Annotated in this window: 18 protein-coding genes and 1 pseudogene; 9 read left to right on the forward strand and 10 right to left on the reverse strand. The window is 35.7% G+C overall.

The features are described from left to right. Window positions 1-100: 100 nt before the first annotated feature. Genes bioA through KFZ70_RS05840 form a run of 4 tightly spaced genes read right to left on the reverse strand, consistent with a single transcriptional unit; the run spans window position 101 to window position 3,514 of the window. Window positions 101-1,366, reverse strand: a complete 1,266-nt coding sequence (gene bioA, locus KFZ70_RS05825) for an adenosylmethionine--8-amino-7-oxononanoate transaminase (RefSeq protein WP_139694442.1) — start codon at window positions 1,364-1,366, stop codon at window positions 101-103. Next, window positions 1,363-1,971 (reverse strand): dethiobiotin synthase, encoded by a 609-nt coding sequence (gene bioD / locus KFZ70_RS05830; RefSeq protein ID WP_139694441.1) that lies wholly within the window; start codon window positions 1,969-1,971, stop codon window positions 1,363-1,365. Before bioD ends, bioA begins: the two co-directional genes overlap by 4 nt. Then, window positions 1,968-2,381 carry a putative signal transducing protein gene (locus tag KFZ70_RS05835; RefSeq protein ID WP_139694440.1) on the reverse strand — a complete coding sequence of 138 codons (414 nt, stop codon included), beginning with the start codon at window positions 2,379-2,381 and terminating at the stop codon, window positions 1,968-1,970. Before KFZ70_RS05835 ends, bioD begins: the two co-directional genes overlap by 4 nt. Then, entirely contained in the window at window positions 2,378-3,514 is a 1,137-nt protein-coding gene (locus KFZ70_RS05840; protein WP_139694439.1) for an 8-amino-7-oxononanoate synthase, read from the reverse strand. Before KFZ70_RS05840 ends, KFZ70_RS05835 begins: the two co-directional genes overlap by 4 nt. A gap of 117 nt (window positions 3,515-3,631) precedes the next feature. Between KFZ70_RS05840 and KFZ70_RS05845 the strand changes: the two genes are divergently transcribed. Then, entirely contained in the window at window positions 3,632-4,087 is a 456-nt protein-coding gene (locus tag KFZ70_RS05845) for a DUF3157 family protein (RefSeq protein WP_139694438.1), read from the forward strand. A gap of 6 nt (window positions 4,088-4,093) precedes the next feature. On the opposite strand, the gene KFZ70_RS05850 is transcribed toward KFZ70_RS05845, so the two are convergent. Genes KFZ70_RS05850 through KFZ70_RS05860 form a run of 3 tightly spaced genes read right to left on the reverse strand, consistent with a single transcriptional unit; the run spans window position 4,094 to window position 8,950 of the window. Then, window positions 4,094-4,642, reverse strand: coding sequence for a hypothetical protein (locus KFZ70_RS05850; protein WP_139694437.1), 549 nt, complete (start codon window positions 4,640-4,642; stop codon window positions 4,094-4,096). Window positions 4,643-4,669: 27 nt separating this feature from the next. Continuing rightward, window positions 4,670-5,887, reverse strand: a complete 1,218-nt coding sequence (gene dinB, locus KFZ70_RS05855; protein WP_139694436.1) for a DNA polymerase IV — start codon at window positions 5,885-5,887, stop codon at window positions 4,670-4,672. Between the two features lie 15 nt (window positions 5,888-5,902). After that, entirely contained in the window at window positions 5,903-8,950 is a 3,048-nt protein-coding gene (locus KFZ70_RS05860) for a DNA polymerase III subunit alpha (protein WP_139694435.1), read from the reverse strand. Between the two features lie 97 nt (window positions 8,951-9,047). Here KFZ70_RS05860 and KFZ70_RS05865 point away from each other — a divergent pair, with 97 nt between their 5' ends. The 8 genes from KFZ70_RS05865 to KFZ70_RS05900 all read left to right on the forward strand — a co-directional run bounded on the left by KFZ70_RS05865 (window position 9,048) and on the right by KFZ70_RS05900 (window position 20,556). Next, the gene (locus tag KFZ70_RS05865) at window positions 9,048-9,830 is read left to right on the forward strand and encodes a LexA family transcriptional regulator (RefSeq protein ID WP_139694720.1); all 783 of its coding nucleotides are present in this window, start codon (window positions 9,048-9,050) and stop codon (window positions 9,828-9,830) included. Window positions 9,831-9,840: 10 nt separating this feature from the next. After that, window positions 9,841-10,284 carry a LexA family transcriptional regulator gene (locus tag KFZ70_RS05870; protein WP_139694434.1) on the forward strand — a complete coding sequence of 148 codons (444 nt, stop codon included), beginning with the start codon at window positions 9,841-9,843 and terminating at the stop codon, window positions 10,282-10,284. A gap of 143 nt (window positions 10,285-10,427) precedes the next feature. Continuing rightward, the gene (locus KFZ70_RS05875; RefSeq protein WP_139694433.1) at window positions 10,428-10,841 is read left to right on the forward strand and encodes an HYC_CC_PP family protein; all 414 of its coding nucleotides are present in this window, start codon (window positions 10,428-10,430) and stop codon (window positions 10,839-10,841) included. Window positions 10,842-10,949: 108 nt separating this feature from the next. After that, a complete protein-coding gene (locus KFZ70_RS05880; protein WP_139694432.1) occupies window positions 10,950-14,669 on the forward strand; it encodes an efflux RND transporter permease subunit in 3,720 nt (1,239 codons plus the stop codon). 2 nt (window positions 14,670-14,671) lie between these two features. Further along, window positions 14,672-15,910: a TolC family protein gene (locus tag KFZ70_RS05885; protein ID WP_139694431.1), complete on the forward strand. Its 1,239-nt coding sequence runs from the start codon at window positions 14,672-14,674 to the stop codon at window positions 15,908-15,910. A 2-nt stretch (window positions 15,911-15,912) separates the two neighbouring features. Then, window positions 15,913-18,330: a heavy metal translocating P-type ATPase gene (locus KFZ70_RS05890; protein ID WP_139694430.1), complete on the forward strand. Its 2,418-nt coding sequence runs from the start codon at window positions 15,913-15,915 to the stop codon at window positions 18,328-18,330. Continuing rightward, window positions 18,327-20,093 carry an efflux RND transporter periplasmic adaptor subunit gene (locus KFZ70_RS05895; RefSeq protein WP_139694429.1) on the forward strand — a complete coding sequence of 589 codons (1,767 nt, stop codon included), beginning with the start codon at window positions 18,327-18,329 and terminating at the stop codon, window positions 20,091-20,093. Before KFZ70_RS05890 ends, KFZ70_RS05895 begins: the two co-directional genes overlap by 4 nt. Before the next feature lie 22 nt (window positions 20,094-20,115). Then, window positions 20,116-20,556, forward strand: coding sequence for a heavy-metal-associated domain-containing protein (locus tag KFZ70_RS05900; RefSeq protein ID WP_139694428.1), 441 nt, complete (start codon window positions 20,116-20,118; stop codon window positions 20,554-20,556). Between the two features lie 27 nt (window positions 20,557-20,583). On the opposite strand, the pseudogene KFZ70_RS05905 reads toward KFZ70_RS05900, so the two are convergent. From KFZ70_RS05905 to KFZ70_RS05915, 3 genes and pseudogenes are all read right to left on the reverse strand, one after another. Then, a pseudogene (locus KFZ70_RS05905) lies at window positions 20,584-20,691 on the reverse strand (thioredoxin-disulfide reductase); the annotation flags it as partial. Between the two features lie 259 nt (window positions 20,692-20,950). Next, the gene (locus KFZ70_RS05910) at window positions 20,951-22,474 is read right to left on the reverse strand and encodes an aminotransferase class V-fold PLP-dependent enzyme (RefSeq protein WP_139694427.1); all 1,524 of its coding nucleotides are present in this window, start codon (window positions 22,472-22,474) and stop codon (window positions 20,951-20,953) included. A gap of 13 nt (window positions 22,475-22,487) precedes the next feature. Then, the gene (locus KFZ70_RS05915; RefSeq protein WP_139694426.1) at window positions 22,488-24,518 is read right to left on the reverse strand and encodes a thioredoxin family protein; all 2,031 of its coding nucleotides are present in this window, start codon (window positions 24,516-24,518) and stop codon (window positions 22,488-22,490) included. Between the last annotated feature and the right edge of the window lie 32 nt (window positions 24,519-24,550).

The raw sequence follows: 24,550 nt of genomic DNA on the forward strand, positions 1-24,550 counted from the left end.
AAAGTAATACTTATGCGTTAGGGATAGAAGCGGCATCCTTTTTAATTTTCGGAAAAATTAAAAAGATATAGCGGATAGCCTCGACCCTTGCGGTAACGCCTTAAAAAGTATTGAGTGCTTTTTCAATAACTTGATATACCGTGTTGAGCTGGGTAGGGGTAATTACAAATGGAGCTTGAATGTATATGGTGTTGCCTAGCGGACGTAAAAACACCCCATGATTCATAAAGAATTTAAAGAGTTGATCACGCATATTGCCATAGCGTTCCATTTCAATATTTAGGTCTAGCGCAAAAATGATTCCTGTTTGCCTAACGGATTTAACCTCGGGGTGTTGTTTTATTTTTTCGCCAAAGGTTTGATGGGATTCTATGATGCGGCTTATGTTGTTTTGAATGTCTTGTGATTGTAATAATTCAATGCTAGCTAAGGCGGCTGTACAAGCTAATGGGTTTGCAGAATAGGTGTGGCCGTGAAATAGTCCCTTGCTCATATTGTCACTGTAAAATGCGTTGTAAATATGTTGTGAGCAAGTGGTAAGCGCCATAGGGAGTAGGCCGCCAGTTAGGGCTTTACTAAGGCACATAATATCTGGTTTGGTACTAAGGTGTAGTGAGGCAAAATGCTTACCTGTTTTGCCAAATCCGGTCATCACTTCATCGGCTACAGTGATGATGTTATGAGCTTTACAAAATTCTAAAATGGCATTTAAACCTTCTGCATTATGCATGCTCATGGCGGCGGCACCTTGCACTAAAGGTTCATAAACAAACCCCGCTACCTGATGCTTTGCAATAATGGTTTTGAGAAGGCTTAAAATCTCTTGGTGATTATGGCCATTAGGGACAGGAATGCGCTTTACTTGTAGAAAGAAGTCTTCAAAAGGGCCATTGTATACAGATAAGCCAGAAACACTCATGGCGCCAAAGGTATCGCCGTGAAAACCGCCTTCAAAGGCAATGAGGGTATCTCGTTTGTCATTAGTGTTAAAATGGTATTGTAAGGCCATTTTTAAGCCAATTTCAACTGATGTTGACCCATTATCGCTAAAAAATATTTTATTTTGATTATCAGGAAGTATGTCCATTAGAGCTTCCGAAAGTTTAACGGCGGGTTCATGTGTAAAACCACTAAAAACAACTTGGTCTAGTTGTTTCATTTGTTCTGAAACCCTGTTGGTAATGTATGTGTTACAATGGCCGTACATACAGGTGTACCACGAAGCAATAGCATCAATATAGTCATTACCATCTTCATCCGTCAGAATACAACCTTTAGCCTTTTTTATAGCAATAGACTCAGGATGCAATTTATGTTGCGTTAGCGGGTGCCAAAGGTGTTTTTGGTCACGTTCTTTTAGTGTCATAATTTGTTTTTAAACAATTCGGCATATTCCTTTACTACATTTTGGTCAAAATAAGGCTCTTCATTAATTCTGCCAATAACGGGAACCTGTGTCATTTTTTTAATGATATCTTCGGTTGATTTATGCTTATTACCACTGAAAAGCAAATAGACATCAAAACCTGTTTTTTTCAGCAAATTAACGGTTAATAACGTATGATTAATACTGCCTAAATAATGCCTTGAAACCACGATAACTTTATAGTTTGGCTTAATGATATCAAATACCGTGTGTTTATCATTTAATGGGACTAATAAGCCGCCAGCGCCTTCAATGACCAAATGGTTGTCTGTTTTGGGAGGGGTTATGTGTTCTATGTCTATAGAAATCCCGTCAATATCAGCTGCGGCATGCGGACTCATAGCGGTTTTTAATGCATAGGCATTTGGATGGTATTTAGACCTTGAGTTAGATACCAAGCGTTTTACTTTTTGGGTATCACAATTGTCTAAGTCGCCCGCTTGCACAGGTTTCCAGTAGTCGGCCTTTAAGGCTTCGGTAATTATGGCAGAGGCTACTGTTTTACCTACATCGGTTGAAATTCCTGTTATAAAATATGTACTCATTTTAAATTGAATTCGGTTTTGCAATCTTCACAGCGGTACAGGTGTCTGGTGTGAAAAGGAAGCGCTGCAAAGATAAATCCAATAATAAAAGCAACAAGTGATTTAAAGGTATTAATTGTAGAGTAAATACCTATTTTTGAATGTCCGCAATTTGGACATTTTAAGGGTGTTTCTTCATCATCAATAGCATATTTATTAATGCGTTCAAGTATATATTGTGCCTTTAAAGCGTCCTGAGATAGTACTTTTAATTTCACGCCCCCAATAGCTTGACTTACCAGTGGATCGGTATCAATGGTTACATGGTCTGAAAGAAATACTTGAATGCCTTCGGCTTCCAGTCGCCCCTTAATAATTTGAGCTTCTGTTGTATATTGAAACCGTGCAATAGTTTTAAAAGTATTACTCATGGATTTAAATTTAAGGATAAAAGCTGGAGTACATGTTCTATATCTGTTTCTGTATTATAACTGTGTAAGCAAAAGCGTAAGCGTTCTTGACCTTTTGGTACGGTTGGAGATAAAATAGGTTTAACATCAAAGCCTTTGTTTTGAAGTGTTTTTGCTATGGTTTTTACCCTGTCATTACCAGAAACAATACAGCAATGAATGGCAGAATGACTTTCAATAAATGCGTTTTGAAGCTTATGTTTTAAGATACCGTTCTTAAAATGAAGAATGTTTTGATGTAACTGTTGCTTGCTATGAGATACAAACAGTTCGTTATAGGCCGCATGAATAGTTGATAAGCTATGCGGTGGTAATGCCGTAGTGTATATTAAGCTTCTACAAAAATTAATTAAATATTGTTTTAAAGGGGCACTGCCCAAAATAGCTGCACCATGACATCCCATGGCTTTTCCAAACGTTATTAATCGGGCAAAAACAGATGCTTCTAATTTTAGGTGTTGCACAAGTCCTTCACCTTTATTACCAAAAACTCCAATAGCATGTGCTTCATCTATAATCAACAGCGCCTTATTTGTGATGCAAAGTTTTGAAAGTGCTTTTAAATTGGGTGTGTCACCATCCATAGAGAATACAGATTCGGTAACCACATAAATATTTTGATCTTTGGGTATACGTCTTAATAATGCTTCAAGATGCACCAAATCATTATGTTTAAATTTATAAGATTTAGCATGACTCATGGAAATACCATCTCTAATAGAGGCGTGAATATATTCATCAAAAAAAATAATATCGCCGCGTTGAGGTACACTTGAAAAGAAACCAATGTTGGCATCATACCCCGAATTAAAAATTAAAGCAGCGTCACTATTATGGACATTTGAAATGCTATTTTCAAGAAGGGGATACAACGCATGATTACCCGATAATAGACGAGAACCTGTGGCACCATTTTGAGTTATACCGTGCCCGTTTAAATAATCATGTGCCTGCTTAAAGATGGTTTTGTTTTTTGCAAAACCCAGATAATCGTTTGATGAAAAGTCAATCAAATGCGTAGGCGTTGTTAATGCTCTTAGGGCATTAGAAGCCTCGCGTTCTTCTAGTTTATGATGTAGTTTTTTAGGAAACATAAGGTAAAGATAGTAAAAGACATGTCTAAATAAATCAAGAGATTAGTATTGTTTTAAGAATGAGTGTTCTTTTTAAATTGTATTTTTGAAAGCATGTTAATACTATAAATTTTGGCTATGAAAACACCTGTATTTTTAATCTTATGTTTTGTGTCTTGTTTTTGTTTTGCTCAAGACAATCATATTGCAACGCTTGAAGATGGTCGGCGTATTTTATTAAAGGCCGATTATACTTGGGAATATATTGATTTAAAAGCACCCGAACAAAGTAATGTAAAGGCTGCTCTTGCAGAAACCGAGGTGAAAACGGGTAAAACCTGTTCCTTGGAAGCTGATTTTGTAGAGCCTGCACTAGACAATAACCTTCAAAAGCAATTAAAGCGAGGACGAGCCACTATAAAGCATATTAAAAAACGGGTTGCTAAAGATTATAAATGTGATGTTGATGATGTGATTTTATTAGCGGTGACTGAAGACAGAACAAAAGGCTCTTATGTTTTTTGTGCTAACGGAACCAGAGTGAGTTACAAGCGTATGGGCTATTCTATTGTTGAAAAAGGAAAGTTGTTTTAGTATAGACTAGTCTAAGTAGACTAATGTTTTGTTGTTTTTAGTGGCTGTTTTGTTAACCCATTTGTAATTGTTTGGGGTTGTGGCATCTAACAAATCAATGTTTAAACGTTCTGATAATTCAAATGCTATTACAAGGGCTTCATTGTAATCGTATTTTTCATAAAGTTCCCAATGTTGGTTTTTATTGTACCATAAGTTGACTTCATATATTTTGTCACCATCACTTAATGGTTGGTGAAATACGGATACATATTCATAATTATTAATGACTTTCCATTGACCTAGTTTTATGGGACCAATTTCAACGGTTGATCTAAATTTTGATGTATCTAAATCAATGTAAATACTTTTGTGAAAGGAAAAACCAATTCCAATCCCCATGACATAAATTACCGATTTTAAGTTGTGCCCAATATTAATTAGGTTTTTATCACTAAAATTAGCGTTATAAAATGTGTATATAAGTAGGGCAATGGCTGCGGTGAAGAACAAAGCGGCAATTACCCTTTGCCATAGAGGGCGCTGTTTCTCGGTAATAATCATGTTTTCTTTCATATTGTAAATGTAGAAAAAGTAATTGTTTTACCTCCGTCTATTAGCTAATAGAGGTGGAGGTTCTCCTGTAAAGGGGTTCCATCTGCTAATACTTTTCGCTTCCATACCAGCGGCATTAATAACCGCTCTGTCTCCATACCGTTCTCGCATTTTATCAATAGCTTGACTAAGGTGTAAGTGTTTTTCATTGTCTTCAAATAAATTAATTTGATGACCACCTTCTACCAAATGACTAAACTTTACGCCAATTAACCGTACAAGTAAGCGTCTGTGGTATAATTTCTTGAACAGATCTAAAACCACAGGAATAATAGAGTGGTCCATAGCGCTATACGGAATACGTTGTTGCTGTGTATAGGTTTGAAAATCAGAATATCTTATTTTAAAGGTAATGCAGGCTGTTAACTTATTGCCGCGACGTAATTGATAAGCCAGATTTTCGGTCATAGCAATAATAATACCTCTTAGTTTATAAACATCTGTAGTGTCTTTGTTAAAAGTGCGTTCTGTTGAAATAGATTTACGCTCATGATATTGTATTACAGGGCTGTTATCTATACCATTGGCTTTTTTCCAAATACTTAAGCCATTTTTTCCTAATACTCTGTGCATAAGTTCCATGGGCATATCTTGTACAGTTTTAATGCGTTTTACGCCCAAATCGCATAAAGCTTTATATGTTACATTGCCAACCATAGGGATTTTTTTTACAGATAAGGGGGCTAAAAACGGCTTTTCATGGCCTTTGTAAATTTGTATTTGGTTGTTGGGTTTAGCTTCTCCAGTAGCAATTTTAGAAACGGTTTTGTTAATTGATAAGCCAAATGAAATGGGTAAGCCAGTTTCATTTATAATACGTTGTCTTAATTCAGAAGCTAGTTTATGGCACCCAAAAAATTTATCCATTCCGGTAAGATCTATATAAAATTCATCAATGGATGTTTTTTCATATAAAGGAACTGTTTCTTTTATAACATCAGTTACATTTTTTGAAAATTTGGTATAAATACCAGAGTTTCCACGAAGCACAATGGCTTCAGGACACAGCATTTTAGCCATACGCATGGGCATAGCAGAATGAATGCCAAACTGTCTGGCTTCATAACTGCAAGATGCTACTACACCTCTATCGGAAGTGCCACCAATAAGTACAGGTTTGCCGTTAAGACGACTATCTAATAAGCGTTCACAAGACACAAAAAAAGTGTCTAAATCCATGTGTACTATAGCGCGGTTATTATGCATAGGTAATTACAAGGTTTAAGTATGTTGTGTGTTTTTAGAAACCATTGGTGAGAGACGATTGGTTTTATGGTCCTTAAAGCTCTTTTTGTTTTGAAATGTTGTATTTGATGAATTTACTGCATATCTAGGGTCTTCAATAATAGCGGCGTGCTCCATGCGTGACACCTCAATGTTTACACAATCAAACTCTACTAAAACTCTACCTGTAACTGTATAAATGCCTCTACCTCTAAAAGGATATTTTTTTGCTACAGGCGGAAAGTGAACAGTATCAATAAAATCACCATCATAGTCTAGAAATGTGCCAAATTGCATGGTTTTATTATGAGATGTTTTGGTGTTTTTTGTAGCTACCAAATAGCATTCAATAGTTATGGTTTTATTTTGAAATTTAATAAGATTTTTGGCTCGTAAAGTATTTGATGATGGCGTTTCTAACAGGAGAAACGGATTGCACAACGGGAAGCCTAATAGTTCTATTTCATCAAAAGCATTTTCTAAAGCAGAACTGGTAAGTTGGGGTGTTTTATAGCTTATTTTTTCAGTTTTAAATAAGGTAGCAACAGGATGCTTTATGGTGGTTTTACTTATTTTAAGATGTGCTTCCCAAAGTAGCTCACGTTTGTTAACATGTGTAAAACGAAAAGCATTGATTTTTATAAGAATGCTTATTTGCTCTATAGAAATAGGAACGCGATTAATAAAATCGTCTAAACTTGTATAAAGGCCATTTTGTTGCCGCTCAAAAATGATTTTTTTTATGGTGTTAGACTCAAAAGCCTGTAAAAACATGAGGCCTAAGTAAATGGTTTGCTGTTTAATAATGGTTTCAGAAAAGCTGTGGTTTACACAGGGCGGTTCAATATTGCCACCGTGCATTCTAGCTTCATGAACATAGAGTTCAGTTCTGTAAAATCCACCAAAATTATTGATAGTAGCTACCATATATTCTAATGGATAATAAGCTTTTAAAAACAAGCTTTGGTAGCTTTCAACCGCATAGGATGCCGAGTGCCCCTTTGCAAAGGCATAACCCGCAAAACTTTCTATTTGATTCCAAACATCGTGTATTAATGTTTCAGGTTCTCCTTTTTTTCTGCAGTTGGTAAAAAACAGCTGTTTTACAGCTATAAACTCATCACGTGAACGAAATTTACCAGACATGCCTCGTCGCAGTTTGTCGGCTTCTCCTAAGGTTAATCCTCCAAATAGGTGAGCCACTTTAATCACATCTTCTTGATATACCATAACGCCAAAAGTTTCAGGCATAATTTTTAACAATACGGGATGTGCTTTTTCTATGCGTTTAGGGTAGCGGTAGCGCAAAATATATTCACGCATCATTCCAGACTTAGCAACACCAGGCCTAATAATAGAACTGGCAGCTACTAAGCCTAAATAGGTGTCAACTTGTAGCTTTTTTAATAGCATGCGCATGGCAGGAGATTCTACATAAAAGCAACCAATGGCTTTTGCGTTTCTTAGTAAATGTTTAATGTTTTCATCTGTCTTAAATCTTTTTATATCGTGAATATCAATAGGCGGTTTGTTAGGGTGGTTGTATTTTACAATCTCAACAGTATCTTTAATTTTTCCTAATCCACGCTGACTTAAAATATCAAATTTATATAGCCCAATATCTTCAGCAACAACCATGTCAAACTGTGTGGTAGCGTAGCCTTTTGGAGGTAAAAACGTAGCGGTGTAATAATGAATAGGTTTTTCTGAAATGATGATGCCGCTAGCATGAATGCTTAAATAATTTGGAAATCCTTGTATGTGTTCACTATAGGTGAGAACAAGGCGCGATAACTTGTCTAAGTCATTCTTATTGTAGCGTCCTCTAGTAAGTAAATCCATTTCAGCTTTTGGTAAGCCAAATACTTTGCCTAATTCACGTACAGAAGCTTTAAATTTAAAGGTATTGTAAACAGCTAAAAGGGCAACGTTTTTAAATGTTTTAAAGATAAAATTGGTAATGTCATCACGGTCTGTCCACGAAAAATCAATATCAAAATCAGGTGGGTTTTGCCGAAATAAGTTAATGAAACGTTCAAAATACAAATCAAGCTCTATAGGGTCTACATCAGTAATGCGCAACAAGTAAGCAACAATACTGTTTGCACCACTACCGCGCCCAACATAAAAATAGCCTTTGCTGCGCGCGTATTTTAAAATGCACCAGTTGATTAAAAAATAGGAAACAAAACCCTTTTTTTTGATGATGTTTAATTCTTTCTTTATGCGGTTATAGATGGTTGTGTCAGGGTTTTCATAGCGGTATGCCAAACCCTTGTAAGTCAATGTTTCTAGTAATTTGTAATCGGTTGTTTCGTTTTCGGTATATGATTTTTGATTGTTTGGTGTTTGTTGTGAAAAATCAAAATCAATATTACATTGGTTTAGTAGGAGTTGCGTGTTGTTAATGAGTCTTGGAAATTCTTGATAAATGTTACAAAGTTCATCATAGGGTAGCATCATGTCATTTATACTGCCTTCTTCTGTTTTAGAAAGCTTGCTTAACAAGGTGTTATTGTCAATAGCACGTAGTAAACGGTGGGTGTTAAACCCTTTTTTGTTTTGAAATGACACGGTTTGTAAGACTACAAGTTTATGTTGTAGCCTGTACCACGTTGAAAACTTAAGCATATTAATATCGGTTGGTTTAACCCCTAAAAATTCGTTTGCTTTTAAATTGAAATTTTTTCCTTTTTGAAAGGGATAAATAACAAAAGTATCTTCAAGGAGTGGTGCTTGGTTTGGTATGTTTGAGCTAGCATGGTGAAGATGGTTTGATAAATATACATTGATATTATGAAAGCCATTGTTGTTCTTGGCTAGCATGATAAATTGTTGCTGAGCACCGTTTCTAAAATCAACCCCTAAAACAGGTTTAATATTATAGTTTTTTGATAAACGCACAACATCTAAACAGGCAGATGTGGTATTTATGTCGGTCATTGCTAATGTGTTAAGTCCGTGTCTTGAAGCAGCCATAAGCAAGTCTTCTGGCTTAATAGTACCATAGCGTAAGCTGTAATATGTGTGACAATTGATATACATAAATTAGGATTAACAAAATTAGCTACTAATTGTAGTTTTTGTTGCTTATATTTGTAGCAAATACTGTTAAAAACGAACAGGTTTTATTTTATATATGATGAAGTATATTCAAACCAATATTAAGCATTTGCGTGTGTTAAAAAAGTTTTCTCAAGAGCGTTTTGCAGAGGAATTAAAGTGGACGCGCTCTATGGTTGGTTCGTATGAAGAAGGGCGTTCAGAGCCTCCTATTGATCGATTAATTGAATTGTCAAATTACTTTGATATTCCTATAGATATTTTGGTGAAAAATGATTTGCGTGCTGCCACAGATACTTCATTTATTGAAGTAGGTAATAAACGGGTGCTATTTCCTATAACTGTAAATGAAACCGATGAAGATTTGATTGAGATTATTCCTGCTAAAGCCTCGGCAGGCTATCTTCACGGGTATGCAGATCCTGAATATATTGAACAATTACAAAAAATAAAGTTACCCTTTTTACCAACCGGAACCCACAGAGCGTTTCCAATAAGCGGTGATTCTATGCTACCTGTAAAAGATGGTTCTTTTATTGTAGCTCGATTTATTGATGCGATTACAGATATTAAAAACGGGCGCACCTATATTGTACTTACTAAAGAAGATGGTTTAGTATATAAGCGGGTTTATGATAAAATTAAAGAAAAAGGAAGTTTAGAGTTGCATTCTGATAATAAATCCTATAAACCTTATAATGTAAAGGTTGAAGATGTTATTGAATTATGGGAGTTTACCTGTTGTATTAATACCCAAGAGTATAGTAAAGATGAATTAAAATTAAGCAGCATAATGCGTATGCTTCAAGACTTAAATGTTGAATTAAAATTAATCAAAGATTTAGAAAACGGATTGTATTAAAATAGAGAAAATGAAACTTAAAAAGATAAATGGCTTAACCTTATTTAATCCTGAAGAAACCCAAGATTCAGGCGCATTGTTTTTTGATGCGGGTATTTCGGCAGGATATCCATCACCTACTGAAGATTTTTCAAATCAGCACTACTTGTCCTTAGACAAGGAATTGGTTAAAAATAAGCAGAGTACATTTTATGCAAAAGTAAGTGGCCAATCTATGATAGGAGCAGGGCTAGATGATAATGATTTGTTGGTTATTGATAGAAGTTTAGAGCCCGCTAACAATAAAATAGCCGTTTGTTTTTTAGATGGTGAATTTACCGTAAAACGCTTACGTGTTGATGTTGATGGTATTTGGTTAAAACCAGAAAATCCTAATTATCCTATTATTAGAGTAACTGAAGATAATAATTTTGTTATTTGGGGCATTGTAACAAATGTGATTAAAAAGGTTTAAAAATAACGTGCTTACTGCTTTAAGATAATTTCAGTAATAGTTCTTAATTTAGATAAATTTTGGTTGTTAATAAGGTTTGTTATCTTTCCTTAAGAGATGTAACTGCTTAGTATTGATGATTTTTTTATACTTTTGTATTTACAATGAAACAGATTTTTCATAAAATAATGGCTTTATCTATGGCTTTTGTAGTATTGTTTTCTACACTGTCATTTACTATTGATATGCATTTTTGTGGAGACACATTGGTAGAAACAGCTATTCTTAAAAAGACAAAAGGTTGTGGGATGGACATGGAAACTCCTTCAACAAATAGCTGTTCTATTACAAAAAAAAGTTGTTGTAGTGATAAACAGATTGTTGTAGAAGGTCAAGATGAATTGCAACTATCTATTGATTATCTCACACTTGAACACCAACAATTCATTGTTTCATTTGTATATACTTACTTTAACCTTTTTGAAGGTTGTGATGAGGGTATAAATGCTTTCAGAACGTATAGACCTCCTCTTGTTGTCAGGCCCATCTACAAGCTTGATGAAACATATTTAATTTGATTTTTAAACAATAGGCTATGTTATCCTATGGCTTTATGCTGTATGGGTAATGCATTGTATCTGATGTTTTCTCGCATCAATGTCTAATTGTTTAATTATCAAAAAATCATGCTCAATAAAAGCATCAAATTTTTAATAGAAAATAAACTTGTAGCAGTTTTGTTACTTGTATTATTTGTTGGTTGGGGTATAGTAACCGCTCCTTTTAATTGGAATACAGGCTTTTTGCCAAGTAATCCGGTGGCTGTTGATGCCATTCCAGATATAGGTGAAAACCAACAAATTGTATTTACCACATGGGAGGGGCGTTCACCACAAGATATTGAAGACCAAATCACGTATCCGCTAACAACATCCTTGCTAGGAATTTCAGGTGTAAAAACCATTCGTAGTTCTTCTATGTTTGGCTTTTCAAGCATTTATATCATTTTTGAAGAAGATGTAGATTTTTATTGGAGCAGAAGTCGGATCCTTGAGAAATTAAATGCTTTACCCAATGATTTGTTGCCAGATGAGGTTAACCCAACTTTGGGGCCAGATGCCACAGGTTTAGGACAGATTTTTTGGTATACCATAGAAGGGCGTGATGAAGAAGGACATGTTACTGGAGGATGGGATTTACATGAGTTGAGAAGTATACAGGATTATTACGTTAAATATGCCTTATCTTCTGCTAGTGGCGTTTCAGAGGTGGCTTCCATTGGAGGGCATGTTCAGGAATATCAAATTGATGTTAACCCTGAATTAATGCGGCAATATAACATTGGGCTTAACCAAATTGTTAAAGCTGTTAAGGCAAGTAATAAAGATATAGGTGCACAAACTATAGAAATAAACAGAGCCGAATACTTAGTAAGAGGGTTGGGTTACATTCAATCTGTTTCTGATATAGAAAATACGGTTGTATCGTCTGAAGATTTTACAGCTATCAGAATAAAAGATATTGCAAAGGTTTCACTTGCCCCTAAAGAGCGACGAGGTATTCTAGATAAAGAAGGCGCAGAAGTAGTTGGGGGCGTTGTGGTGTCTCGTTATGGAGCAAACCCTTTAGAGGTAATAAACAATGTTAAATCTAAAATCAGTGAATTAAGTTCAGGATTACCATCAAAGGTATTAGTAGATGGCAGAACCTCGCAACTCACTATTGTACCGTTTTATGACAGAACAGAACTCATTAAGGAAACATTGGGGACACTTAATGAAGCATTAACTTTAGAAATACTTATAACCATTTTGGTTATTATCGTAATGGTCTTTAATTTACGGGCTTCTGTGCTTATTTCAGGGTTGCTTCCTGTGGCGGTATTAATGGTTTTTATGGCCATGAAATGGTTTGGTGTTGATGCCAATATTGTAGCACTTTCAGGTATTGCTATTGCTATTGGAACTATGGTAGATGTTGGTGTAATCCTGTCTGAAAATATTATACGGCATCTTGATGAGGCAGAACAACAATCGGTAACTAGCAACCACCAGCAACCAACAACCAATCAAACAGTTTATAAGGCAACGTCTGAAGTTTCGGGAGCTATTCTTACGGCTGTTTTAACCACCATCATAAGTTTCATTCCCGTATTTACTATGATAGGAGCAGAAGGTAAATTATTTAGGCCTTTAGCTTATACAAAAACCTTCGCATTAACTGCGTCTATTATTGTTGCGCTTTTTTTAATACCTCCTTTTGCAGCGTATATTTTTAAGAAGAAAAATTTAAAAAAACATTTTAGCTACGTTCTCAATGGGCTTTTGATACTTTTGGGTATTGTTGCTATCATTTATGGGTATTGGCTTGGGCTTGTCCTTATTGCTTTTGGAATAACCGCCGTTTTAAAACTTCAGCATAGACTTAATGATAAGCAAGCTAACCTTACAAATGTTACTATTTCTGCTGTGTCTATTGTATTTCTACTGGCAACATATTGGAGGCCTCTGGGAGTTGATAAAAGCATTTTTTGGAACCTTGTTTTTGTTGGTTTCATTTGTTTTGGTCTATTAGCACTTTTCACCATATTTAGAACCTATTACACCCAAATTTTAAATTGGGCATTAGCAAACAAAATACTATTTCTATCCATTCCAGCGGGGCTTATTATTTGTGGGTTTTTAATTATGAAGCGTACAGGCAAAGAGTTTATGCCTTCCCTAAATGAAGGCTCTTTTCTACTCATGCCAACCTCTTTACCACATGCAGGGGTTGAAGAAAACAAACGTGTTTTACGGCAGTTAGATATGGCCGTAGCTAGTATTCCTGAAATTGAAACTGTTGTTGGAAAAGCAGGTCGTGTAACATCTTCATTAGATCCTGCACCACTTTCTATGTATGAAAACATGATTCAGTATAAACCAGAATATATGCTGAATGCTCATGGAGAACGCCAACGCTATAAAGTAAATGATAAAGGTGAATATGTGCTAAAAAACGGCATGGTATTGCGAGCAGAACAACGCGAAGCGTGGCAATCTCTTAATTTAAAGGAACAACTTATTCCAGATAATAAAGGCGAGTTTTATCGCAATTGGAGGCCAGAAATTAAATCACCTGATGATATTTGGCAGGATATTGTGAGGGTTACAAAACTACCGGGTGTTACTTCTGCCCCAAAACTACAACCTATAGAAACCCGATTAGTTATGTTACAAACTGGGATGCGGGCTCCCATGGGTATTAAGGTAAAAGGACAAGATTTAAAGCAGATTGAGGCTTTCGGATTTGAATTAGAAAATATTTTAAAAAAAGTTGAAGGTGTTAAAACCGAAGCTGTTTTTGCAGACCGCATTGTTGGGAAACCCTATCTTTTAATTGACATTGACAGAGATAAAATAGCGCGCTATGGTATATCAATTCAAGATGTGCAAGATGTATTAAATGTGGCTGTTGGAGGCATGGTATTAACCCAAACGGTTGAAGGTAGGGAGCGTTATGGGGTTCGTGTTCGTTACCCTAGAGAGTTACGGGCAAATCCTACCGATTTAAAACATATTTACGTTCCAGTGGAACAAGGCAATCCTATTCCTTTAGGAGAATTGGTTGAGATAAGATATGAACAAGGTGCTCAAGTGATAAAAAGTGAAGACACATTCCTTATTGGTTATGTGCTTTTTGATAAGCAAGATGGTTTTGCCGAAATTACAGTTGTTGAACAGGCACAGAACGTTATTCAGTCCAAGATAGATTCAGGTGAATTAGTGGTGCCAAAAGGTGTTAGTTATCAATTTACAGGAACTTACGAAAACCAGATCAGAGCTGAAAAAACACTTTCGGTCGTGGTGCCTTTGGCATTACTCATTATATTCTTAATTCTGTATTTTCAGTTCCGTTCCATTGGAACCTCATTAATGGTATTTACAGGTATAGCTGTAGCGTTTGCTGGCGGATTTATAATGATTTGGTTATATGGTCAAACATGGTTTTTAAATATTAATGTCTTTGGTGAAAACCTTCGTGAGGTATTCCAAATGCATCCTGTCAATTTAAGCGTAGCCGTTTGGGTAGGCTTTATTGCACTTTTTGGCATTGCAACAGATGATGGTGTAGTCATGGCAACATATCTCACCCAAACTTTTAGCAGGAATGTACCTAAAACAAAACAAGAAATAAGAGCATCGGTAATTGAGGCAGGTACAAAACGTATTCGTCCTTGTTTAATGACCACAGCAACAACCCTATTGGCTTTACTGCCTGTACTAACCTCAACAGGTAGAGGAAGTGATATCATGATTCCTATGGCTATACCTAGTTTTGGAGGTATGCTCATTGCGTTGATAACCTTATTTGTAGTTCCTGTTTTATACAGTTGGAAGCAAGAGTTACAACTTAAAAAGAAGTAAATATGAAAACGTTAAAAACACTTATAAAAACGATCTTTATTCTTAGTGCTTTATGTTTGACACTAACAGGTCACACACAAGAATTAGAAGCATTAATACAGGATGCTTTAAAAAACAGCCCAGAGATTCAGGCGTTTGAGTTGAAACATCAGGCAGTTAAGGAAAGTATCAATGAAGCCAATACAATACCAAATACTCAAGTGGCTGTTGGTTATTTTGTTAGTGAACCCGAAACAAGAACAGGAGCGCAACGTTTTAAAATTTCGGCTATGCAAATGTTACCATCATTTGGTGAAATCACAGCACGAGAAAACTACATTAATACATTATCAGATGCCGTATATGAAGATGTGGTTATTGCGAAAAGAAAATTGGTTGTTGCTGTTTCACAATCCTATTACAATTTATACGCTCTAAAGAAAAAACAAACTGTTTTAGATGACAATATAACCTTACTTAAAACCTATGAAACCTTGGCATTAACCGCTGTTGAAGTAGGTAAAGCTTCGGCAGTAGCTGTTTTGCGATTGCAAATGCGCCAAAATGAATTGCAGCAGGTAAAACAAATTATGGAACAAGATTATTTGGCAGAACGCACCAAATTCAATAAGCTGCTACATAGAGATAAAAACAAACAGGTTATTGTTGTTGATAGCCTAAGTGTACCTTTAACCGACGCTTTATTTGATTCTGAAAATTTAAGGGTGCACCCCGAATTGTTAAAGTATGACAGGCTTTACAATTCAATAGAACAGTCTGAGTTATTGAATAAAAAAGAGCGCAACCCCATGTTAGGATTTGGCTTGGATTACATAGCAGTTGATGAAAGGCCTAATATGGATTTTAGTGATAATGGAAAAGATATTTTGATGCCTATGGTTTCGGTATCCATCCCTATTTTTAGTAGTAAATACGCCTCAAAAACCAAACAGAACGCATTAAAACAACAAGAAGTTTTATTACAAAAAGAGAATCGATTAAATGTGTTAGAAACATTACTTGATGAAGCTATTAAGCAAACAAACGCGGCAAGGATTAGCTACAATACACAAGTAAATAATTTAAAACAAGCTAAAGATGCCGAGACTATTTTAATAAAAAGCTATGAAACTGGAACAATTGATTTTACAGATGTTTTAGATATTCAAGAATTACAATTAAAATTTCAAATAAGTCAAATAGACGCTATTAAAAGCTACTATTTGCAAAGAACAGTTATTAATTATTTAACCAAACAGTAATAATGCAACACACCTATCATATACACGGCATGAGCTGCAATGGTTGTCGTAATCATGTAGAAGAAACACTTTTAAAAGTTACGGGTGTTTCTAAGGCTATGGTAAATCTTGAAAAAGCCGAAGCAACTATTGAAATGAAACAACATATACCTTTAGCAAAGTTTCAAAAGTCTTTAAAAGACGATGGTGGTAGATATAGTATACACAATCAAGGAGAACAGCAGCATCATTTAGAACCTAAAAAGGAAAAACAACCTCAAGGAAAAAGCACAGGTACGTTTTATTGCCCTATGCAATGCGAAGGAGATAAAACCTATGACAAACAAGGAGATTGCCCCGTTTGTGGTATGGATTTAGTGCCACTTCAAGTAGACCTTTCTGCCGAAGATTCGTCTGCTAACGGGCAAGAAAGCACCTATAAACTGTTATTAAAAAAGTTTTGGGTAGCCAGTGTCTTTACATTGCCTGTTTTCTTAATTGCCATGAGTGACATGCTTGCTAATAACTCATTATATAGCATTATGAAACAACAATATTGGAATTGGGTACAGTTTGTTTTATCAATTCCAGTTGTTTTTTATGCGGCTTGGATGTTCTTTGAGCGTGCCTACCGAAGTATCAAAACTTGGCACCTTAACATGTTTACGCTTATAGGTATTGGCGCAGGTGTGGCCTGGTGTTTTAGTGTGTTCGGACTTGTCTTTCCAGATTTTTTTCCACAACAATTTAAAACCGAATCTGGTGCGGTACATGTCTATTTTGAGGCGACAACAGTTATTTTAACATTAGTGCTTTTGGGTCAATTACTAGAAGCCCGTGCACATAATAAAACAAATTCTGCAGTTAAGGAATTGTTGAAGCTAGCACCTAACAAAGCAGTTAAAATGGTTGATGGTGAAGAAGTAGAAGTTGGTATTGATAGTATAGCATTACATGATATTCTTAAAGTTAAGCCAGGCGATAAAATCCCTGTAGATGGAACAATAACTGAAGGCGAATCTAGTATTGATGAATCTATGATTACTGGCGAGCCTATTCCAGTCATTAAAAAAATGGGAGACAAAGTAAGTAGCGGAACCATTAATGGCAACCAGTCGTTTTTAATAAAAGCAGAAAAAGTGGGGAGTGATACACTGCTTTCGCAAATCATTCACATGGTAAATGAAGCCAGTAGAAGTAGAGCACCTATTCAGAATTTAGCTGATAAAGTATCAGGGTATTTTGTACCCACTGTAGTTGCTATTTCAGTGCTTACCTTTATTTTTTGGGCTATTTGGGGCCCCGAACCCGCATATGTGTATGCTTTGGTTAATGCTATTGCGGTTTTAATTATTGCTTGTCCCTGTGCTTTAGGCTTGGCAACACCAATGTCTGTCATGGTAGGTGTTGGTAAGGGGGCTCAAAATGGGGTGTTAATAAAAAATGCTGAAGCCCTTGAAAAAATGAATACAGTTAATACACTTATTGTTGATAAAACAGGAACCATGACTGAAGGCAAACCAACAGTTGAAAAAGTAGGTGTTTTAGATAGCGGTTTTACAGAAAGGGACATTCTACAATACATTGTTTCGCTCAATGCTCATAGTGAACATCCGCTAGCAGAAGCTACCGTTAAATACGGTAAAGTACATAATGTTAAAATACTTAAATCTTTTCACTTCAAAGCTATTACAGGTAAAGGAGTTGAAGCTTCAATCAGTAATAACCATGTAGCTTTAGGCAATTCTAAAATGATGAGTTATGCACAAGTAGAAATGACCATTAATGTAATAGAAGCAGCTAAAACATTTCAGAAGCAAGGAAAAACGGTGTCTTTTTTGGCTCTTGATAAAAAAGTTGTGGGCTATGTGGTGATTGGTGATAAGCTAAAAGATACTAGTGCTAAAGCTGTTAAAGCATTGCAAAGTAAAGGGATTGATGTGATTATGTTAACAGGCGATAATCATAACACCGCACAAGCAGTAGCCTCAGAATTAAATCTTACCCATTTTAAAGCAGGTATGCTACCTGAAGATAAGCTTAAAGCGGTAGAAAAACTTCAAGCCAAAGGCAAAGTGGTGGCCATGGCTGGCGATGGTATTAATGATGCACCAGCCTTAGCCAAAAGTGATGTGGGTATCGCCATGGGTACAGGAACCGATGTAGCTATTGAAAGTGCCATGATAACTCTAATAAAGGGCGATTTACAAGGCCTAGTAAAAGCAAAATATTTGAGTGAAGCTGTCATGAAAAATATTAAGCAAAATCTATTTTTTGCACTTATTTACAACGCCATAGGCGTGCCAATAGCAGCAGGTGTGTTATTTCCGTTTTTTGGCATTTTACTATCTCCTATGATAGCTGCTTTGGCCATGAGTTTTAGTTCGGTTTCGGTGATAACCAACGCGTTAAGATTAAGAACAATAAAAATAAGCACATGAAAAAATATTTAGTTTATATAGGCGTATTGGCCTTAGGGCTCGCACTGGGTTGGGTATTTTTTGGTCATTCTTCTCTTGAAAACAAAACTCAGAATCATGATGAAGTTGTTAAAACAGATCAAATGTGGACCTGTTCTATGCATCCACAAATTATGCAGCCAGAAGCTGGCGATTGTCCTATTTGTGGTATGGATTTAATACCAGTTGAAGTAGGGGCAGATGGGTTAGGAGCTGATGCCTTTAAAATGACAAAGAATGCTATGGCTCTGGCAAATATCCAAACTTCCATCGTTGGAAATGCTATGGTTGAAGGGAATACCATTAAACTTTCAGGAAAAATCGCTGAGAATGAAGATGCCAATGTGGTACAAGCAAGTTATTTCTCTGGCAGAATTGAACGGTTAAATATAAGCTCCGTTGGGGAAAAGGTTAATAAAGGGCAGTTGTTAGCAACCATTTATTCGCCAGAACTTTTTTCGGCACAGCAGGAATTAATAACCGCTGCCTCTATTAAAGCATCGCAGCCAGAGTTGTATATAGCGGTTCGCAATAAATTAAAGCTTTGGAATATTTCGGACGACCAAATTAATCAAATTGAATCTTCTGGAAAAGTACAACATAACGTTCCCGTATATGCTACGGTTTCAGGAACAGTCTCTGAAAAATTGGTAGATCAAGGTGATTATGTCAAGCAAGGAGAAGCGCTGCTAAAGATTACAGACTTAAATACGGTTTGGGCTTTGTTTGACCTGTATGAACATCAAATCGATTTAATAAAAGAAGGGCAGAATATTAGCATTACAACAAATACCTACCCAAACAAACCGTTTCACGAAAAAATCGATTTTATTGAACCCACGTTGAACCCTTCAACCAGAACGGTTAAGATTCGTGTGGTTTTAAATAACACCACTAGAGTATTTAAACCTGGTATGTTTATAGAGGGGCTTGTTGAGGTTAAAAGGCAAAGTAAAGAGCCATTATTAACAATCCCAGTTTCTTCTGTTTTATGGACAGGAGAACGCTCTGTAGTGTATGTAAAGCTTACTCCTGAAACACCCGTTTTTGAAATGCGTGAGGTAACACTTGGAAAACAAGTTGGAGCGCAATATGAAGTTATTGAAGGTTTAAATCATGGAGATGAAATAGTTGTTAACGGAACGTTTACGGTTGATGCTGCGGCACAATTGCAAGGTAAAAAATCGATGATGAATAAGGAAGGCGGAAAAACGAGGTCAGGACACGAAGCGCATTTAGGTATAGATCACAAGACTTTAAATAATACAGACTATACTAAACAGAATACCCGATTGGAAACACCTAGCCTATTTCAACAACAATTAAAAAAAGTATATGATAATTATATTGCCATTAAAGATGCTTTGGTACAGGATAATGTTAATAAAGCCTCTGAAAGTGCCAAAGATCTTTTAGTCAATTTAAGTCAGGTGGATATGAAGTTGTTGAAAAATGATGCTCACACACATTGGATGTCTCTTGAAAAAGAAATCAAATCTTCTACAGATTTAATTTCAAACACATCCAATATAGAAATACAAAGAACTCATTTTAAACCGTTATCGGCACACTTAATTAGTGCTATTCAGTTATTTGGTATTAATGAAAAAGTGTATGTAGAGTTTTGTCCTATGGCAGATAACAATAAAGGTGCCTATTGGTTGAGTAAAGAAGCAAAAGTTATCAATCCTTATTTTGGAGATGATATGTTAACCTGCGGAGAACTAAAACAAGTAATAGAATAAATAATAATTAAAAATTGAGAACATGAAAAAAGCAATGTTAAGTGTAGCTGTAATAGTAGCAATAGGGTTTACAAGTTGTAAAAATAACACAAAAAAAGACGTAGAGACCTCAAATACAGCTGTATCAACAGAAGTAGCAATGATAAGCTTGTCCTTTGGGGTAAGAGGAAACTGTGGTATGTGTAAAAAAACCATTGAGAAAGCCGCTCATGGTGTAGATGGTGTAGAGCGTGCAAATTGGGATAAAAACAAGAAAATCATTGAGGTGTCTTTTGATGATACTGAAACAAATGAAATGGCTATTCACAACGCCATAGCAGCATCAGGGTATGATACCGAAAAAGTAGCAGGAAGCGAAGACGCTTATAAAAATTTACCCGACTGTTGTCAATATGACCATGATATGCTAATGAATCAATCGGGTGATATAAAAGCTGATGATTATACTAGTCAGGGTCATTAGCTAGTGAATCACTAAGTGTGTGGTAAAATACAATACTGGATTCATATTAGCACGAGCGGCGTAGATAGCGGCCGTATATCTAGCCGGGCCAGAACCTATGATTAAACATGTAACTTTTTCAATTTCTTCTGGCATACTTAAATTAATTTAAATTTATATCATTAGACTCGGAATACCCAATAGTACCATAAGAGGCAATAAATTAAGTTATTTCATCAACGATATCTTTGCTTCCTGACAATTACAGAAGGGTATATTCTTTTTGTATTTCCAAAATTTTCCCTTTATACCTGTGAATTATAGCCGTTATGGATTCTTCAGCCAAAAGTTGATTTGTTAAAGTTTTGTATAATACAATTTTTCTTGTAATCATTAAATGATTTCCCTTCTGTAATTATAGCTTGAACCAATCTTTTATAATTTCCTTTTCAGGGGATATGTTCTCGGTATGGACATAATCATTTTTTAATGGATCATATTTATAATCTAATCCCCATATTTCAATATTTTTCGTTACCTCATCTATGGCATCACAAATAAAAATGACTTCTTCATTTGTCATTGTGGGATGAATGGACATCCTAATCCATCCCGGTCTTTCCATTAGGCAACCTTCCAATATTTTTTCTTCAATAGCTTTTGATGTGTCAAGATCTACATTTAAAAGGTAATGACCGTATGTGCCTGCACAAGAACAGCCACCTCTAGATTGTATGCCAAATCGATCATTTAACAATTTTACGATAAGATTATAATGATAGCCTTCAATAAAGAAAGAGAAAACTCCGAGCCTATTTGTACATTCAGAAGCTAAAACCTTTAGTCGTTTGTTCTTTTCTAGTCTGTAAAAAATGTAATTGTTGAGTTCATGTTCTCTTTTTAAAATATTTTCAACACCCATTTCTTCCTTTAACCTAATTGCCAGCGAAATCTTTATAGCCTGAAGAAAACCTGGAGTGCCCCCATCTTCACGAGTTTCAATATCGTCTATATAATCATGATCTCCCCAAGGATTAGTGTATGACACCGTTCCGCCACCTGGATTATCTGGCACCAAATTTTTGTATAATTTCTTATTAAAAATCAATACCCCTGAAGACCCTGGACCTCCTAAAAACTTATGAGGAGAAAAGGTAATGGCATCTAAATATTCATCTTCATTCTCAGGATGCATATTGATATTAACATAAGGTGCGGAACACGCAAAATCCACAAAACAAAGTCCACCGTTTTGATGCATTATTCTAGCTATATCATGGTAATTGGTTCTAATACCCGTAACATTTGAACAACCAGTGATAGCTGCAATTTTTATTGGGAATGATTGATGTTCGTCAATCGATTCTTTCAAGCTAGTTAAACATGGTAAACCGCTTTGATTGGAAGGTATCACAACAACTTTAGCAATGGTTTCCAACCATGATGTTTGATTGGAGTGATGTTCCATATGAGAAACAAAAATAATAGGCCTTTTCTCCTCTGGAATTTGGGTATGATCTTTGAAATTTTCGTTCAGCTTGATACCCAAAATTCTTTGAAATTTGTTGATTGCACCTGTCATTCCTGTTCCAACGGTTAACAATGCATCATCGTCACTGGCATTTACATGTTTTTTAATAATGGTTCTTGCCACATGATAGGCATGAGTCATGGCCGAACCTGTAATAGATGTTTCTGTATGGGTGTTGGCAACAAATGGTCCAATTTCATTCAGAATTTTTTCTTCAATTGGTCTGTACAACCTACCGCTTGCCGTCCAGTCAGCATATAATATTTTTTTTCTGCCATAGGGTGAATCGAATTCATCATCTATGCCAACAATATGATCACGAAATTGAGCGAAATAATTCTCTAATTCAGAAGATTTTAATATTTTCTTCTGAAACACGTTTTTAATATTTTTCACAATAGATTTCATAACTGAATGGTTGCTATTCATTTAATGCTTTAAATACATCCAGACCACAGTCTAAGAATTGTGCATATTCAATTGGATCTGGAGCATAACCTATTGGAGCATTCAAAATTTTCGTGCCATCCTGATTTAAAAGGACATAATATGGTTGCGAATTTGTCTGGAAAAATTGAGTTTGAAAATTTGCCCATTTATGGCCATAGTTTTCCAATAACCTAGTACCTCCATTTACTCTGTTAACTTCTACTTGTTGTGCTTTTGGCAAGTCCTTTTTATCATCTACATACAGAGAAATAAGAACGTAATCGTTTCTTAAAAACTTATCAATATTGGCTATGGGCCAAACATGTTCTTCCATCTTTCGGCAGTTAACACAGGCATATCCTGTAAAGTCCAACATGATAGGCTTATTTACTTTTTTAGCATATTCAATACCCGTTTTTAAATCCTTGAAACATTCAAGGTTATTAGGGCAGTCATTGGGTAAAAAGAAGCTATATCCTACGGGTGGTGCAAGCCCACTTAAAAGCGTTAATGGTCTATACGTATTTGTATCTTGATTTACTCTAAAACCAGAAGCTAAATAGATTGTAAATGCTAAAACTAATATCGCAAATGAAATTCTAAAGAATGATAGTTTTTTAATGGGTGAGTCATGTGGAAATTTTATTTTTCCAAATAAGTAAAGAGCTAATCCACCAAAAAGTACTATCCAGATTAGTAAAAAAGGTTCGATTTTAAGAATACCCCAATGGGCAACTAGGTCGGCATTGGACAAAAATTTAAAAGCTAATGCCAATTCCAAAAATCCAAGTACCACCTTAGTAGTGTTTAGCCATCCACCAGATTTTGGTAAAGCATTCATCATATTAGGAAACATTGCAAATAATGCAAAAGGTAATCCCAAAGACACCCCAAAACCTGCCATACCGGCGGTTAATTGCCAAGCACCTCCATCAGCCGTTAAAGAACCTGCCAATAATGAGCCCAAAATTGGTCCGGTGCATGAAAATGAAACGATGGCTAATGTCAGTGCCATAAAAAAGATACCAACAATACCACCCACATTTTCTCCTTTTGTAGTTTTGTTGGTCCAGCTTGCGGGTAATGTAAGCTCATAGAATCCGAAAAAGGAAAATGCAAAAAACAGAAAAATGGCAAAGAAAATTATATTAAGCCAAATATTGGTTGAAATTTCGTTGAGTATATCTGGATTAACTGAATCTAATAGGTGAAACGGAACACTCAACAAAATATAAACGGCAAATATGAAAAACCCATAGAGTAATGCCTTAGAAACTCCACCCTTATTCCTTTCACCTCCCTTTTTAGTAAAGAAGCTAACTGTTAAAGGAATCATTGGAAATACGCAAGGAGTCAACAACGCCAATAGACCCCCAAAAAATCCTAGTGCAAAAATGCTCCATAATGATTTGCCCGAATTCTCTATCGAGGTAGATTCACTTCGTAACTCATCAGCACAAACTATTTCAGATTTTGCTAAGTTTTCGGGTTGTAAACCATACAATTCTTGGTTTATTTCATTGTTGTTAATAGTGGGATCAATTGTCTCCACAACATCCATCTCATTGGTCGCATTACTTCTAAGATTGAATATCAATTGAATTTCATTTGGCGGTAAGCACCTTTTATCATCACAAACCATAAATTCTACAGAACCCAATACTCTTGATATGTCTCCAGATACTTTTATTCTTTGTATGAACTCTGCTGAATTTTCAAAGAACTTAATTTCCATACCGAATACAGGGTCATCTACAGTGTGCCCCTCAGGTTCAGATGTTTTTCCTATTAATTCTAACCCATCGACAACTTCAAATGCCAAAGTTGTAGGGATTGGCCCATTTTCTGGAACAATCTGAGAATATAGATGCCATCCTCCGTCAATTTTAGCCCTCGCAATAAGCTCGTATTCATTTTCAGAAATGCTTTCTACAGACGTTGTCCACTTTACGGGTTCGTATATTTGAGCATCAACTGTAAATACTGAGATCAGGGCTACAAGAAAAAGAAATCTTTTTATCATAATAGTTTTGTTATAGGTTGGTAAATAAAATT

This window comes from Allotamlana fucoidanivorans (assembly GCF_045788535.1).
In the GTDB taxonomy this organism is placed as follows: domain Bacteria; phylum Bacteroidota; class Bacteroidia; order Flavobacteriales; family Flavobacteriaceae; genus Allotamlana; species Allotamlana fucoidanivorans.

Excerpts from the sequence above, each read along its gene's own strand:
- KFZ70_RS05865 (WP_139694720.1), top strand. The coding sequence starts at position 9,048 with ATGAAGTATATTCAAACCAATATTAAGCATTTGCGTGTGTTAAAAAAG.
- dinB (WP_139694436.1), bottom strand. The coding sequence starts at position 5,887 with ATGCATAATAACCGCGCTATAGTACACATGGATTTAGACACTTTTTTT.
- KFZ70_RS05840 (WP_139694439.1), bottom strand. The coding sequence starts at position 3,514 with ATGTTTCCTAAAAAACTACATCATAAACTAGAAGAACGCGAGGCTTCT.
- KFZ70_RS05870 (WP_139694434.1), top strand. The coding sequence starts at position 9,841 with ATGAAACTTAAAAAGATAAATGGCTTAACCTTATTTAATCCTGAAGAA.
- KFZ70_RS05860 (WP_139694435.1), bottom strand. The coding sequence starts at position 8,950 with ATGTATATCAATTGTCACACATATTACAGCTTACGCTATGGTACTATT.
- KFZ70_RS05890 (WP_139694430.1), top strand. The coding sequence starts at position 15,913 with ATGCAACACACCTATCATATACACGGCATGAGCTGCAATGGTTGTCGT.
- KFZ70_RS05835 (WP_139694440.1), bottom strand. The coding sequence starts at position 2,381 with ATGAGTAATACTTTTAAAACTATTGCACGGTTTCAATATACAACAGAA.
- bioA (WP_139694442.1), bottom strand. The coding sequence starts at position 1,366 with ATGACACTAAAAGAACGTGACCAAAAACACCTTTGGCACCCGCTAACG.
- KFZ70_RS05895 (WP_139694429.1), top strand. The coding sequence starts at position 18,327 with ATGAAAAAATATTTAGTTTATATAGGCGTATTGGCCTTAGGGCTCGCA.
- KFZ70_RS05910 (WP_139694427.1), bottom strand. The coding sequence starts at position 22,474 with ATGAAATCTATTGTGAAAAATATTAAAAACGTGTTTCAGAAGAAAATA.
- KFZ70_RS05885 (WP_139694431.1), top strand. The coding sequence starts at position 14,672 with ATGAAAACGTTAAAAACACTTATAAAAACGATCTTTATTCTTAGTGCT.
- KFZ70_RS05900 (WP_139694428.1), top strand. The coding sequence starts at position 20,116 with ATGAAAAAAGCAATGTTAAGTGTAGCTGTAATAGTAGCAATAGGGTTT.
- KFZ70_RS05875 (WP_139694433.1), top strand. The coding sequence starts at position 10,428 with ATGAAACAGATTTTTCATAAAATAATGGCTTTATCTATGGCTTTTGTA.
- KFZ70_RS05915 (WP_139694426.1), bottom strand. The coding sequence starts at position 24,518 with ATGATAAAAAGATTTCTTTTTCTTGTAGCCCTGATCTCAGTATTTACA.
- KFZ70_RS05880 (WP_139694432.1), top strand. The coding sequence starts at position 10,950 with ATGCTCAATAAAAGCATCAAATTTTTAATAGAAAATAAACTTGTAGCA.
- bioD (WP_139694441.1), bottom strand. The coding sequence starts at position 1,971 with ATGAGTACATATTTTATAACAGGAATTTCAACCGATGTAGGTAAAACA.
- KFZ70_RS05850 (WP_139694437.1), bottom strand. The coding sequence starts at position 4,642 with ATGAAAGAAAACATGATTATTACCGAGAAACAGCGCCCTCTATGGCAA.
- KFZ70_RS05845 (WP_139694438.1), top strand. The coding sequence starts at position 3,632 with ATGAAAACACCTGTATTTTTAATCTTATGTTTTGTGTCTTGTTTTTGT.